Below are 14,108 nucleotides of genomic sequence, written 5' to 3'. Positions count from 1 at the left end.
CAAGCAACCTGCCGTCGAAAACTGCGCAACTCATTGAATCTCAAGGAGTTTTCCGTTTCGACTGCGCCGGAAGTGGGGCGAATTATAGACGCCTGGGATCTGCCGTCAACCGTTAATTTCGCTTTTCTTGCAAAACCGGCTTTTTGGCCAGCAAACGCGGGATACGCCGCGTCACGGGCGGAATACGCAGTATCAGAAGCACTGCACCTATAAAGGCATAGATCGCCCATTCCTCAAGATCAGCGCGCACGATCCACAGCATATGCAGCAAACCCAAACCCAGAATTACGTACGCCAGGCGATGCAGCTTCTTCCAGCGCGAGCCCAAATGCCGCTGACTGTAGCGATTGGACGTCACCGCCAACGCCAACAATCCTAGAAAACCCAACGCCCCTACTATTATGTAAGGCCGCTTGCGCAACTCGACCGCCAGCTGCGACCAATCAAACCCCAGGATAAACGCCATATAACTGCACAGGTGCAACACCACATAGGCGAAACACCAAAGCCCCAACTGCCGGCGAACCGCAATCCACCCCGCCCAACCGGTGAGTTTCTGCATCGGCGTCATGCTCAGGGTAATCAGCAACAACACCAAGGTTCCCAACCCCAGCCGATCGACCAACACTTTGCCGGGATCAGGGCCGAGCAAATCCTCAAGCGCTTGATACAACCAGAGCATCGGCCAGATCGCTGCCGCAATGAAAACGCCTATACGCCATAACGGAAAGCGCATCAGTAGTTCTTCCGCAGATCGAGCCCTGTATATAAAGAAGCGACTTCATCCGAGTAGCCGTTGAACATCTGCGTATCGCGCACGTTCGGTTTGAACAGGCTGTTCGGCAACCGTCGCTCCCGTGCCTGCGTCCAGCGTGGGTGATCAACCGTTGGATTCACGTTCGCGTAGAACCCATACTCATCCGCCGCAATGCTTTGCCAAGTGGTTTTCGGCTGCTCGCTAACCAGACTGATACGCACGATGGATTTGACGCTCTTGAAGCCATACTTCCACGGCACCACTAAACGAAGCGGCGCGCCGTTCTGATTTGGTAACTCGCGGCCATACATGCCCACCGCCAGAATCGCCAACGGATTCATCGCCTCATCCAGACGCAAGCCTTCTACATACGGCCAGTCGATCAAGGCAAAACCGGAGCGCTGCCCCGGCATGGTTTTGGGATCCTGCAGAGTTTCAAAGCGGATGTACTTGGCATTAGCGTTTGGCTCGACTTGCTTGAGCAACGCCGAGATTGGAAAACCGATCCACGGAATCACCATCGACCACGCCTCTACACAGCGTAGGCGATAGATTCGCTCTTCCAGTTGATACGGTTTCATGAAGTCTTCCAGCGCATATCGCCCCGGCTTACCCACCTCCCCGTCTATCACCACACTCCACGGTTCGGTTTTCAGCGAGCCGGCATTTGCCGCCGGATCCCCCTTGTCGGTGCCGAACTCGTAGAAGTTGTTGTAGTGAGTGGCGTCTTTAAAAGGCGTGATCGCCTCATCCTTGACGTTGACTGCTCCCCATTTAGTAGAGGACAGCTTCTCGTTAAACCAGGCAGGCGCTTTACCGGGTTCGACATCGGCGTACCGAGCGGCATCCTCGGCATTGGCCCAACGCGGCAGGCTACTGACGGCGATACCGGCAGCAGTGGCACCGAGCAATTGGCGGCGCGAGAGATAAATGGATTCAGGCGTGACATCCGACTCGTTGCAGTCAGACGCTTTGGGGATTTTGATCAGCATGACAACTCCGCAGCTTTGGAGGACAGATGCACCCATAGACTGCGGAGTATGCGTGAAATTACATCACTCGGCTTTTTTGTGCCGACGAAGGTGCAACAAGTATTGCACCGGGCCGGATGCTGCATAGGCGAGGAACACCAACAGCAGAATGCGCGGCGGATCGCTGAACACAACGGCAAACACCAGCACCACGGCAAGAATCGCCACGAATGGCACGCGCCCTTTCAAGTCCAGCTCTTTAAAGCTGTTGTACTTGATGTTGCTGACCATCAGCATGCCGGCCGCCGCAACCATCAGCGCAACGAGGAACGACATCTTCGAACCCTGAATGCCGTAATCGCTGAACGCCCAGACAATACCCGCCACCACACCCGCCGCTGCCGGACTGGCCAGACCGATGAAATAGCGCTTGTCTGCCGTGCCGACCTGGGTGTTGAAGCGCGCCAGACGCAATGCCGCGCCCGCGACATAGATGAAGGCGACCATCCAGCCGACCTTGCCCATATCACCCAACGCCCAACCGAAGGCCAGCAGCGCCGGTGCGACACCGAACGCGACCATGTCCGACAGCGAGTCGTACTCGGCGCCGAAGGCACTTTGCGTATTAGTCATGCGCGCCACACGACCGTCGAGGCCGTCGAGCACCATGGCGACGAAAATCGCGATTGCGGCAAAGGCGAAATACTTGCTCGCGTTGACGGAATCCCCGGCACTCAATGCCGCCTGTGCGCTCATCGAGTTGATGATGGAGTAAAACCCTGCGAACAGGTTCGCAGTGGTGAACAGATTCGGCAGCAGATAGATACCACGATGCCGGACTTTACGACCTTCTGCGTCGTGCCCTTCTTCGATATGTTCATCGATGGGCAGCAGGCTTTCGGCGTCAGAAGCCTTGTTCGGCTCTTCGGGACGTTCGCTCATGGACATTACCTTGCAACGGTTTGGAGAAATTTCGACAGGTGCTTGAGGACGACAGTTCGGCCACAAACGCTGCAGCTTTATACCAGAACCACCGGCTCAAACGAAAAAACGCGGCCGAGGCCGCGTTTTCCGTACAAGAAGGACGACTTAGTTTTTGGCTTTGTCGACGATCTTGTTGGCACCGATCCACGGCATCATGGAGCGCAGTTGCTCGCCGATGATTTCGATACCGTGAGCGGCGTTGTTACGACGCTTGGCGGTCATCGAAGGGTAGCCGGTTGCGCCTTCGCTGATGAACATTTTGGCGTATTCGCCGTCCTGAATACGTTTCAGGGCATTGCGCATGGCCTGACGGGACTCGGCGTTGATCACTTCCGGGCCAGTCACGTACTCGCCGTATTCGGCGTTGTTGGAGATCGAGTAGTTCATGTTGGCGATGCCGCCTTCGTACATGAGGTCAACGATCAGCTTCAGTTCGTGCAGGCACTCGAAGTAGGCCATTTCCGGCGCGTAGCCAGCTTCAACCAGGGTTTCGAAACCGGCTTTAACCAGCTCAACGGTACCGCCGCACAGAACGGCTTGTTCGCCGAACAGGTCGGTTTCAGTCTCGTCCTTGAAGGTGGTTTCGATGATGCCGGTACGACCGCCACCAACGCCAGCAGCGTAGGACAGTGCAACGTTTTTGGCGTTGCCCGAGGCGTCCTGGTAGATCGCGATCAGGTCAGGGATACCGCCGCCTTTCACGAACTCGGAACGTACGGTGTGGCCTGGTGCTTTCGGCGCGATCATGATCACGTCGAGGTCGGCACGCGGAACAACCTGGTTGTAGTGAATCGCGAAGCCGTGGGAGAAGGCCAGGGTGGCGCCTTTCTTGATGTTCGGCTCGATTTCATTCTTGTACAGCGAAGACTGGAACTCGTCCGGGGTCAGGATCATGACCAGGTCGGCAGCCGCAACAGCGGAAGCAACGTCAGTCACTTTCAGGCCGTGAGCTTCAGCTTTGGCAACGGTGGCCGAACCTTTACGCAGACCAACAGTAACGTCAACGCCGGAGTCTTTCAGGTTGCACGCTTGAGCGTGGCCCTGGGAACCGTAACCGATGATGGCAACTTTCTTGCCCTGGATGATCGACAGGTCGCAGTCTTTTTCGTAATAAACTTTCATGAAATTCCCCTATATATCCAGGCCGTTCAGGCCATTCGCTAATTTGGTTTAGATGCTGAGTACTTTGTCGCCGCGGGCAATGCCGGTCACGCCGCTGCGGACGGTTTCCAGAATCGATGCGGTGCCGATGGACTGAATGAAGCTGTCGAGCTTGTCGCTGGTACCGGTCAGTTGAACGGTATACACGCTGGCGCTGACGTCGACGATCTGTCCACGGTAAATATCGGTGGTGCGTTTGATCTCGGCGCGCTGGGCGCCAGTGGCCTTGACCTTGACCAGCATCAGTTCGCGCTCGATGTGAGCACTTTCCGACAGGTCCACCAGCTTGACCACTTCGATCAGCTTGTTCAGGTTTTTGGTGATCTGCTCGATGACTTCATCGTGGCCAACGGTGGTCAGCGTCAGACGCGACAGGGTCGGGTCTTCGGTCGGGGCCACGGTCAGGCTTTCGATGTTGTAGTTGCGCTGCGAGAACAGGCCGACTACGCGAGACAAAGCGCCGGGTTCGTTTTCCAGAAGCAAGGAAATAATGTGCCGCATGATTAAGTACGCTCCGTCTTGCTCAGCCACATATCGCGCATGGAGCCGTCTTTGATCTGCATCGGATAGACGTGCTCGCTGGTGTCGACCGAAACATCGATGATCACCAGACGATCCTTCATGGCGAACGCTTCTGCCATCTTCGACTTCAAATCTTTCGATTCGGTGATGCGTACGCCGACGTGGCCGTAGGCTTCAGCCAGCTTGACGAAGTCAGGCAGCGATTCCATGTAGGAGTGCGAGTGACGGCTGCCGTAGCTCATGTCCTGCCACTGACGAACCATCCCCAGAACACCGTTGTTCAGGATGACGATTTTCACTGGCAAGCCGTATTGCAGGCAGGTCGACAGTTCCTGGATGTTCATCTGGATGCTGCCTTCGCCAGTCACGCAGGCAACGTCGTCATCCGGGAAGCTCAACTTGATGCCCATGGCCGCCGGGAAACCGAAGCCCATGGTGCCCAGACCACCGGAGTTGATCCAACGATTCGGCTTGTTGAACGTGTAGTACTGCGCAGCGAACATCTGGTGCTGGCCCACGTCGGAAGTGATAAAGGCATCGCCCTTGGTCACTTCGCAGAGGGTTTCGATCACGGTCTGCGGTTTGATCACGCTGCCGTCGCCCTTTTCATAAGGGAACAGGCCGCGATCACCGCGCCATTCATCAACCTGCTTCCACCAACTGGCCACGGACTCCTTGTTCGGGGTCTCGCCGATTTCCTTGAGGATCGCGACCATTTCGGTCAGGACGCTCTCAACCGGACCAACGATAGGCACGTCGGCCTTGATGGTCTTGGAAATCGAAGCCGGGTCGATGTCGATGTGGATGATCTTGGCGTTCGGGCAGAACTTCGCCGGGCCGTTGATCACGCGATCGTCGAAACGCGCGCCGACCGCGAGGATCACGTCAGCATGGTGCATCGCCAGGTTGGCGGTGTAGCTGCCGTGCATGCCGAGCATGCCGATGAACTGACGATCAGTGCCGGGGAAACCACCCAGGCCCATCAAGGTGTTGGTCACGGGCAGGTTAAGCATTTTCGCCAGTTCGGTCAGCGGTGCGGAACCGTTGCCGAGGATCACGCCGCCACCGGAATAAAGCACTGGGCGCTTGGCCGCGAGGAGCATTTCGGCTGCCTTGCGGATTTGCCCGGAGTGACCGCGAACGGCCGGGCTGTAGGAACGCAGCTTGGCTTTCTTCGGGAAGATGTATTCGAATTTCTCGGCCGGGTTGGTCATGTCTTTCGGGATATCGACCACGACCGGGCCCGGACGACCGGATTGCGCCAGGTAGAAGGCCTTCTTCATGACTTCCGGGATTTCCGAAGCGTGCTTGATCATGAAGCTGTGCTTCACGATCGGCCGGGAGATACCGATCATGTCGGTTTCCTGGAACGCGTCGGTGCCGACCATGGTGCTTGGCACCTGACCGGAAATGATCACCATTGGAATCGAGTCCATATAGGCCGTGGCGATACCGGTGATGGCGTTTGTGGCGCCTGGACCGGAAGTCACCAATACCACGCCGGCTTTACCGGTGGCACGGGCGTAGCCGTCAGCCATATGGGTTGCCGCTTGTTCGTGACGAACCAGGATGTGATTCACTTCCGGTTCTTTGAACAGGGCATCGTAAACATGCAGGAGAGCACCACCCGGGTACCCGTAGATATATTTGACGCCTTCGTCACGCAAAAAGCGGACGAGCATCTCACCGCCAGATAAAAGCTCCACGTTGTTCACCTCTAAAACGCCAGAATACCGTCCACAAAAAAGGGGCGGGTCTTAATAGGTTTACTTCTCGGCAGAGCATGAGCGACGGTGGTCGCCGACTACGTCAGCACTGACTGAGCAAGTATTGGGATCGTCCCAGTGTTGCGGGCCTTTCCCACCCAGCGCGAGGTAACGCGTTGCGGGTGTAACAGGTCGGCGCGGATGTGCGCCTCATGATCTACCGAGTGGGTCTGCTTCTGGCAGTCCCTCTACAGCGGACTTTGGATTCTTCTGTTTCGCCCTCTCCAAGTCAAGCTGTCTATGTCACTAATTGTGGGTAAGCACATGAGAACGCAAGAAAAAACCTGAAAACCGCTACTCTGTTAGCGTCAATTGCGCAATTTTGCCAAGGAATCAGCATGCGAACGCTCCTCCTCACCCTGCTGATCGGCCTCAGCCCCTGGTGCATGGCCGCTCAGATCTACAAATGGGTCGACGCCCAAGGTGTCACGCATTTCGATGCGCAGCCGCCAGCGGGCCAGCCGTCGACGACGTTACAGACGCCCTCCTCGCCCCCGCCCAAACCGGCGCCAATGCCGGGCAGCGGCGTGCTGGGCAATCAGAAGGCGATTGATGACAAGGTGAAGAAACAGGTCGCGGATCAACAGGCGCAGCTCAAGCAGTTTTGTCAGCAGGCACGGACGAACCTTGCGCAGTTGCAGAACAATCCGCGTTTGAGGGAGGAAGTGGAGGGACAGATGCGACGGCTGGATGATGCGCAGCGTCAGGAGCGGATTGTTGAGGCGCAGAAACAGATTGCACAGAATTGTGAATAGATATGTGTAGGAGCTGCCGAAGGCTGCGATCTTTTGATGTTGTTTTTAAAACAGGATCAAAAGATCGCAGCCTTCGGCAGCTCCTACAGTTTCCGGTGTACACGCCGACAGGATCGGAGTTACCGGGCCCCGAAAAGGATCGGGGTTAACGTGAGGCGGTGATCAGCAGGTCGAACTCTTTGAGCAGCACCTGCAGTTGACGATCCTTGCCACCCAGGTTGCGCTGGGCGAAGACCATCTCGGCCATTTCCTGAATGCCCGAGGCATTCGGCAGTGGCAGATCCTGCTCGAGGATCATTTTCATGCGCGGCAGGAAGATCCATTGCAGCCATTGTTCGAAGTCCAGCGTATCGACCGAAAACGGTTCGACACTGCTCAAGGCTTCTGCCGACGGCTGCACCTCATCCCACCAGCCCTGTGTGCGCAGTTCGCGCTCGATCAGCAGTAACTGATCGGCGATTTTCGGGAACCGTGCATCCATCACAGCGAAACCTTGGCCTTCTGACGGGCCTGAGCGGCGCCGGCGGAATCGCCTTGTTTCTCACGGGACTGCGCGATCAATTCCCACAGGCTCGCCTGCAGATCCGGACGACCATTGGCCATGGTCAGGGCGCGACGGGCGAACTGCTCGGCTTGCGGTGCATCGCCTTGAGCCATGCGTACCTGCGCGAGGCGATAAAGCACTTGCGGCTCACGCGGCGCGACACGTTGCGCACGCTCGAGGCTGGAGGACGCACCGTTGAGGTCGCCACCGGCCTGTTGCTGTTGCGCAGTGGTCAGCAAGGCGAGCACCGGGCCGTCCAGTTGCTCGTCAGCCGATAAACCGCCGCCGCTGCTGGCCGACGGAATCCCGCTCGGCGTCGACGGCATGTTGTAGGTGCCGGTATTGACCGGCGCCGACTCGACTGGCGCAGGGTTGTAAGGCCCCGCCGTGATACCGCCGGACGCCGGGCCGGGCACGATCGGCGAAGAGCTGATCGGCGTCGACACGGCAGCGCCGCCACCCGGCACCATCACCACCACGCCGGTATCACCCTGCGGAATGGCCTGAGTCTGGCCCTGCGCAGGACGCTTCACCGTGGTTTGACGGAAACCGCCATTGGCCGAAATACGTTCGCTGTTGGACACCGCAGTCCCGGAATCAACCACCGGAATCGAACCACGCTGTACGGTAGAGCAGCCGCTGAGCAAAGCCACGGCGGTCACCGCTGGAATCAACCACTTGTTCACTTGAAACCCTCTTTGCTTAATTCATCCAGCCCTTGACCCAATCCATCACCGACTCGCCGGAAGCAGGCGTTTCGCTTGCGCACGCGGCGCCGGGTGGTGGTTCGCTGCCGCGAATATACGGCATCTGCACCGCGCCCGGGCAGTTGGCATCGGAGCCTTGTCCGGTGCGCGAATCCACCCATGCCTGAACAATGTTGTCCGGTTGCGGCATGTCCAGCGGCAGCGGGTCGGCCTTGCGCATGAAACTGGTCCAGACCTGCAATGCACCGGTGGCGCCGGTGAACGGCGTCTTGCCGTTATCGTCGCGACCCAGCCAGACCACGGCCAGCAAGTCCTGGCTGAAGCCGGCGAACCAGCTGTCCCGCGAATCGTTACTGGTACCGGTCTTGCCCGCCAGCGTCAGGGTTTTCGGCAAGACGTTGTAAACCGAGCTACCGGTACCTTCACGCATCACGCGTTGCATGGCGTTCTGGATCAGGTAGATCGACGCCGGATCGAAACGCTGCTCGATCTGGAACGGATAACGCTTGAGCGGTTCGCCCTCGGCGGTCAATACGCTGCGAATCCCGCGCATCGGCGTGTTGAAACCGCCGTTGGCGAGGGTCTGGTACATGGTTGCCACTTCGATCGGGGTCATGCCGCCGGCCCCCAGCAACATCGACGGGAACGCCGGGAACTCACGGGTTACGCCGAGGCGCCCGAGGGTTTTCAGCACGTTCGACACACCGACTTCCAGACCCAGGCGCGAGGTCGACAGGTTGTAGGAATGCGCCAGACCCTGATAAAGGAACACCGTGCCGTGGGAGCGACGATCGTAGTTCTGCGGTTTCCACACCTGACCGTCCGCGCCTTTGACCGACAACGGGTCATCCGACAACCAACTGGTCAGCGTGTACTTGCTCGGTTTTTCCAGCGCGGTCAGGTACACCGCCGGTTTGATTAACGAACCCACCGGCCGCACGGCATCGAGCGCGCGGTTGAAGCCTGCGTAACTGGCCTGACGGCTGCCGATCATCGCCTGCACTTCGCCGGTTTCCGGGTTGGTCACGACCATCGCCGCTTCAACATCGTCGGAGCCTTTGCGCCCGGACAGACGTTTGAAAGTGTCGTTGACCGAGGCTTCCGCCTTCATCTGCAGAATCGGGTCGAAACTGGTGAAAATGCGCAGGCCTTCTTCGGTCAAGTCTTCGTCGCGATAGTCTTCACGCAACTGACGTTTGACCAGATCGATAAAGCCCGGGAAGGAACTGTCGGCCAGTTTGCCGCGCGTGGTCACACCCAGTGGCATTTTCTTCGCCGCTGCGACTTGCTCGGCGGTCGCTACACCTTGTTGCTCAAGCACGTCGAGCACCAGGTTACGACGCTCAAGTGCGCGTTCCGGGTTGCGACGCGGGTTGTAATAGGACGGGCCTTTGACCATGCCGACCAGCAGCGCAACCTGATGCAGCTTCAGCTCGGACAATGGCTGGCCGAAGAAGAACTGGCTGGCCAGACCGAAACCGTGCACCGCACGCTGACCGTCCTGACCGACAAAGACTTCGTTGAGGTAGGCCTCAAGAATTTCTTTTTTGTCGTAATGCAGCTCCAGCAGCATCGCCATCATCGCTTCGGTGAGCTTGCGGGTCAGGCTGCGTTCGCTGGTCAGGTAGAAGTTTTTCACCAACTGCTGGGTCAGCGTACTGCCGCCCTGAGTCATTTTTCCGCCCGAGGTGTTGACCCAGACAGCGCGGGCAATCGACTTCGGCGACACGCCCCAGTGGCTGTAGAAATCGCGGTCTTCGACAGCCACCAGGGTTTCGAGCAGGTACGGCGGCACTTGATCAAGTTTGATCAGAATGCGGTCTTCAAGATTTTTCGGATAAATGCCGCCGATCATCAGCGGTTCAAGACGCACCACCGACAGCTTGGAACCGTTGGTCGCCGACAACTCGGCGACGTAATCGCCGGAGAAGCGCACGCGCACCGGTTGCGGTTTTTCCAGGCCTTCATAGAACTGGAAACCACGGGTGTTCAGATCAACCGTGTTGCCATTGACCGCAGCAGCACCGGGGCCGTTGCTCACGGCTTCGCGGCGATAGCCGAGGGCATCGAGTTCAGTGAGGAAATCGTCCTTGCTGAGCTTCTGTCCGACGAACAGCTCAAGCGGGCGCGCGTAAACCTTGGCCGGGATGGTCCAGCGCTTGCCGGAGAACTTCTCCTGCACCACGGCATCGAGGTAAACGGCGAAGCCGGCCAGCACGACAAGGCCGACCAGACTGAGTTTAATGGCCCAGCTCAACCACGGGCTAAGGCCCTTGGAAGGTGGTTTTTTCTTGGTACGGGGAGATCGAGTTCGAGTCATGGCGGCGGATTATACGCACTTTATTCATCCTCAACAGGAGCGCTCCGAGGTTTGCGTCAGGCTGGCGAGCGGCCATAATAGCCGCCTCGAATTTCCCCCCTCTCTGAAGGATCGCCCGTGAGCCAGTCACTGATCGCTGCCCTGCAAAACCCGGCCCTCTACCCGCACCCTGTCGAAGGGTTTCAGGTCATCGAAACGCACATCTCGTGGGTAATCCTCACCGGTCCGTTTGCTTATAAAGTGAAGAAGCCCGTGAATTTCGGCTTCCTCGACTTCACCGGCCTCGAATCGCGCGCGCACTTTTGCGCCGAAGAACTGCGCCTGAACCAGCGCCTGACCGATGATTTGTATCTGGAAGTGTTGCCAGTCACCGGCAGCGTCGAAGCACCGCAACTGGGCGGTGACGGCCCGGCCATCGAATACCTGCTGAAAATGCGCCAGTTCCCGCAGACCGGTTTGCTCAGCACCCTGCAAGCGAATGGCGAGCTGACCACCCAGCACATTGATGAGATGGCGCAGCAGATCGCGCACTTCCACCTCACCGCGCCAAAAGTCCCGGCCGAACACGATGCTGGCACCCCGGAAAGCGTGATGGCGCCGGTGTCGCAAAACTTCGAACAAATCCTGCCGTTCCTCAGCGACAAAAATGACCTGCTGCAACTCGACGCACTGAAAGCCTGGGCCGAAAGCAGCTTCGAGCGCCTCAAGCCGCTGTTCACCCAGCGCAAGGCCGACGGTTTCACCCGTGAATGTCACGGTGACATCCACCTCGGCAACGCTACCGTCATCGACGGCAAAGTGGTGATCTTCGACTGCATCGAATTCAACGAGCCTTTCCGTTTCACTGACGTCTGGGCCGACACCGGTTTCCTCGCGATGGACCTGGAAGACCGTGGCCTGAAATCCCTCGCGCGCCGCTTCATCAGCCAGTACCTGGAGCTGACCGGCGATTACCAGGGTCTGGAAGTGCTGAACTTCTATAAAGCCTACCGTGCAATGGTTCGCGCAAAAGTGGCGCTGTTCAGCATGCCGGCCGACGCGACTCCGGTGCAGCGCGCGACCACCCTGCGTCAGTACCGCAACTACGCCAATCTGGCGGAAAGTTACAGCACCATTCCTTCGCGTTTCATGGCCATCACTCACGGCGTTTCTGCTGTCGGCAAGAGCCACGTGGCCATGCGTCTGGTTGAAGCACTGGGTGCCATTCGCCTGCGTTCCGACGTTGAGCGCAAGCGTCTGTTCGGCGAGCAAACCGTTGCCAATGATGTACAGGCCGGCATTTATAGCGCCGACGCCAGCACCGCGACTTACGCGCGTCTGCATGAAATCGCTGAAGTGATCCTGCACGCCGGTTTCCCGGTGGTCATCGACGCGACTTACCTCAAGCGCGAACAACGCGACAACGCGGCGAGAATTGCTGAAGCCACTGGCACGCCGTTCCTGATCCTCGACTGCAACGCGCCGCAAGCGGTGATCGAGAGCTGGCTGGCGATGCGTCAGGCCGACAAACAGGATCCGTCCGACGCCACGCTGGCCGTGATTGAAGCGCAACAAGCCAATCGTGAAGCGCTGACGCCGGAAGAAATTCTGCGCAGCAAACGCGTGCAGACCAACGAATCCGGCACCCTCGATACTGTGGTCGCACAGATCCGTCAGCGCCTGCCGGGCCTGTAAGAAACTATTTCGGCCGTGAAGCCCTCGCTTGCTTCACGGCCGTCAAATAGTGGCACTATACTGGCGTCATAAAACCAACAGGTGATGTGACATGAGCCAGCCGAAACTTCTCGACACCCCGCTGTATGCCTTGCTGCATAAAGACGACATCACTGGTTTCAACAAGGAACGCCCGCAGGACGGCCCGATCGACATGGTCGGCGGCGATTTTCGCGGTCTCGATCTGCGCGAGCTGAATGCCGACGGCGTGGATTTCCGTGACGCGTATTTCCGTTCTGCTGATTTGCGCGGGATTGATTTCCGTAATGCATCGCTTGAAGGGGCGAGCCTCGCTCATGCGCAGATTTCCGGCGCGTATTTCCCGGCGGAGTTGAGTGCGGACGAGATTTTGATGTCGATGAATTTTGGTACGCGTTTGCGTTATCGCACTCGCTGATATTCTTGATCGGCCCTTGTGGGAGCGGGCTTGCTCGCGAAGGCGTAGTGTCAGTCGATACATCCGGTGACTGATACGACGCCTTCGCGAGCAAGCCCGCTCCCACATTTGTTTCCGCGTTTCTTCCCGCCTTTCTGCGTTTGCAGCCCCTTTCTTAGAAGCTTTTGCGTCGAATCCGACCAAACAACCACGCTTTTCCTACTGATGGCTACACTCCTGAGAAGCTCGCCCACGCACCGTTCGGCCGTCGCAAGGAGGCTTGATGAATGATGAACTGCAACACCTGAAGAATCTTGGCAAGACGTCGGCGCAATGGCTGCATGCTGTGGGCATCCACAGCGCCTCGGACTTGCGTCGCCTGGGCGCGGTGGACGCCTACCGGGCCGTGCGTACCCGCGGGTTTCGCGCATCGAAGGTGTTGTTGTATGCGATCGAAGGCGCGCTGATGGACGTGCACTGGAACGACATTCCCGCCGAGCGCAAAGACGCGTTGAACAAGCAACTCGACGCCATCTCCGCGCGCCACAAGAACTGACCGCTATGTATTTGCTGGGGGAACAATCGGCGCCAGTGGATGCGCTGATCAATCGCTTGCAGACTCTGCCCGCGCAATGGCTGCAAGGCCTTGAGCCGTGCGGTTTGGAGATTGAAGTCGAGGCGACTGAGGATTTGCTGGGGCAACTGCCGAGTGATCAGCTATTTCTGCTCAACGAAGGCGTGATCAGCGGAAGTATCGCTGGTCGAGCCCTGTTCTATTGGCAGGAAGGCGACTTGATCGGTCTGCAACGTGGCGAAGCCTGGATGGATTGCCGCTTGAGCAGTGACGGCGCCCTGCGTCTTCTGCCTTATCGGCGCCGTGATCTGTTTCAGCATTTGTATGCAGAGCCCGCTCGGGCTGAGCAATTTCTCGAATACCTGCTGGGGCACACCGCGATACTGGCCCACGCCGTAGCAGAACTGAAGCCGCGCGAGTTTCGTAGCACCAATGGTTTCAAACGGGTCGAGGCCGGCGAAATCCTGATTCAACAAGGTGACGCCGCTGATCATGTCTTCGTGATCATCGACGGGCACGCCGAAGCGTTTGTTGATGGGCAGAAAGTCGGCGAAGTACCCAAGGATGAAATTTTCGGCGCGATGGCGGTGTTCACCCGCGAGCCGCGCAACGCCACGGTGATCGCCCGTGAGCCGAGTACCATCATGCTGATCCCCGGTGATCAATTTTTGAGCATGACCCGCAGCAATCCAAAGATCGCTCACAGCCTGATCGAGAGCATGGCGCGGCGCATCGGCCAGCTCAACCGGCAGATCACCCAGTTGACGTCGACTAATGGTTAACGCTCAAGTCCTTTGTTTGCGGGGCGTTCCGGCCATTTCACAGACTAAATCAAATAAATCCAGAATCAGGTGTTGACTCGGTAATGAGAATCGCTATGATTATCACAACTGGTCGCGAGATCAGTCGATATTCTGAAAAGCCCTTGGTTCGGACTCTCAGATTATCTCCTCATCAG

At 58.0% G+C, this 14,108-nt stretch carries 14 protein-coding genes; 5 read left to right on the top strand and 9 right to left on the bottom strand.

The features are described from left to right. Positions 1–112 precede the first annotated feature (112 nt). From msrQ to KFS80_RS21560, 6 genes are all read right to left on the bottom strand, one after another. Positions 113–736 (bottom strand): protein-methionine-sulfoxide reductase heme-binding subunit MsrQ, encoded by a 624-nt coding sequence (gene msrQ, locus KFS80_RS21585; protein WP_212545833.1) that lies wholly within the window; start codon positions 734–736, stop codon positions 113–115. Next, positions 736–1,749 carry a protein-methionine-sulfoxide reductase catalytic subunit MsrP gene (gene msrP / locus KFS80_RS21580; RefSeq protein ID WP_053123853.1) on the bottom strand — a complete coding sequence of 338 codons (1,014 nt, stop codon included), beginning with the start codon at positions 1,747–1,749 and terminating at the stop codon, positions 736–738. The genes msrQ and msrP overlap by 1 nt, the downstream gene beginning before the upstream one ends. 63 nt (positions 1,750–1,812) lie before the next feature. Next, positions 1,813–2,670, bottom strand: coding sequence for a CDP-diacylglycerol--serine O-phosphatidyltransferase (gene pssA / locus KFS80_RS21575; RefSeq protein ID WP_053123855.1), 858 nt, complete (start codon positions 2,668–2,670; stop codon positions 1,813–1,815). 147 nt (positions 2,671–2,817) lie between these two features. Beyond that, the gene (gene ilvC / locus KFS80_RS21570; protein ID WP_053123857.1) at positions 2,818–3,834 is read right to left on the bottom strand and encodes a ketol-acid reductoisomerase; all 1,017 of its coding nucleotides are present in this window, start codon (positions 3,832–3,834) and stop codon (positions 2,818–2,820) included. 48 nt (positions 3,835–3,882) lie between these two features. Continuing rightward, a complete protein-coding gene (gene ilvN, locus KFS80_RS21565; protein WP_003176102.1) occupies positions 3,883–4,374 on the bottom strand; it encodes an acetolactate synthase small subunit in 492 nt (163 codons plus the stop codon). Positions 4,375–4,376: 2 nt separating this feature from the next. After that, positions 4,377–6,101, bottom strand: coding sequence for an acetolactate synthase 3 large subunit (locus tag KFS80_RS21560; protein ID WP_212545832.1), 1,725 nt, complete (start codon positions 6,099–6,101; stop codon positions 4,377–4,379). A gap of 398 nt (positions 6,102–6,499) precedes the next feature. Here KFS80_RS21560 and KFS80_RS21555 point away from each other — a divergent pair, with 398 nt between their 5' ends. Further along, positions 6,500–6,916: a DUF4124 domain-containing protein gene (locus KFS80_RS21555; RefSeq protein WP_212545831.1), complete on the top strand. Its 417-nt coding sequence runs from the start codon at positions 6,500–6,502 to the stop codon at positions 6,914–6,916. Positions 6,917–7,061: 145 nt separating this feature from the next. On the opposite strand, the gene KFS80_RS21550 is transcribed toward KFS80_RS21555, so the two are convergent. The 3 genes from KFS80_RS21550 to mrcB are packed head-to-tail and all read right to left on the bottom strand — an operon-like array spanning position 7,062 to position 10,487. Further along, complete coding sequence (locus KFS80_RS21550; protein WP_053123861.1) at positions 7,062–7,397, bottom strand: YqcC family protein; 336 nt, start codon at positions 7,395–7,397, stop codon at positions 7,062–7,064. Further along, positions 7,397–8,146, bottom strand: a complete 750-nt coding sequence (locus tag KFS80_RS21545; RefSeq protein ID WP_053123863.1) for a tetratricopeptide repeat protein — start codon at positions 8,144–8,146, stop codon at positions 7,397–7,399. The genes KFS80_RS21550 and KFS80_RS21545 overlap by 1 nt, the downstream gene beginning before the upstream one ends. Before the next feature lie 16 nt (positions 8,147–8,162). After that, positions 8,163–10,487, bottom strand: coding sequence for a penicillin-binding protein 1B (gene mrcB / locus KFS80_RS21540; protein ID WP_212545830.1), 2,325 nt, complete (start codon positions 10,485–10,487; stop codon positions 8,163–8,165). Positions 10,488–10,604: 117 nt separating this feature from the next. On the opposite strand from mrcB, the gene KFS80_RS21535 reads away from it, so the two are divergent. The 4 genes from KFS80_RS21535 to KFS80_RS21520 all read left to right on the top strand — a co-directional run bounded on the left by KFS80_RS21535 (position 10,605) and on the right by KFS80_RS21520 (position 13,932). Next, positions 10,605–12,161 (top strand): bifunctional aminoglycoside phosphotransferase/ATP-binding protein, encoded by a 1,557-nt coding sequence (locus KFS80_RS21535; protein ID WP_212545829.1) that lies wholly within the window; start codon positions 10,605–10,607, stop codon positions 12,159–12,161. A gap of 91 nt (positions 12,162–12,252) precedes the next feature. Next, complete coding sequence (locus tag KFS80_RS21530; RefSeq protein WP_053123868.1) at positions 12,253–12,597, top strand: pentapeptide repeat-containing protein; 345 nt, start codon at positions 12,253–12,255, stop codon at positions 12,595–12,597. A 262-nt stretch (positions 12,598–12,859) separates the two neighbouring features. Next, on the top strand, positions 12,860–13,132 hold the full coding sequence (locus KFS80_RS21525; protein ID WP_053123870.1) for a TfoX/Sxy family protein: 273 nt from the start codon (positions 12,860–12,862) through the stop codon (positions 13,130–13,132). Positions 13,133–13,137: 5 nt separating this feature from the next. Then, positions 13,138–13,932 carry a Crp/Fnr family transcriptional regulator gene (locus KFS80_RS21520; RefSeq protein WP_212545828.1) on the top strand — a complete coding sequence of 265 codons (795 nt, stop codon included), beginning with the start codon at positions 13,138–13,140 and terminating at the stop codon, positions 13,930–13,932. The last annotated feature ends 176 nt before the right edge of the window (positions 13,933–14,108 follow it).

Source organism: Pseudomonas rustica (assembly GCF_018336155.1).
Lineage (GTDB): Bacteria > Pseudomonadota > Gammaproteobacteria > Pseudomonadales > Pseudomonadaceae > Aquipseudomonas > Aquipseudomonas rustica.
Note: the sequence above shows the minus strand (reverse complement) of the source record. Positions and strands in the feature narration are given on the sequence as shown.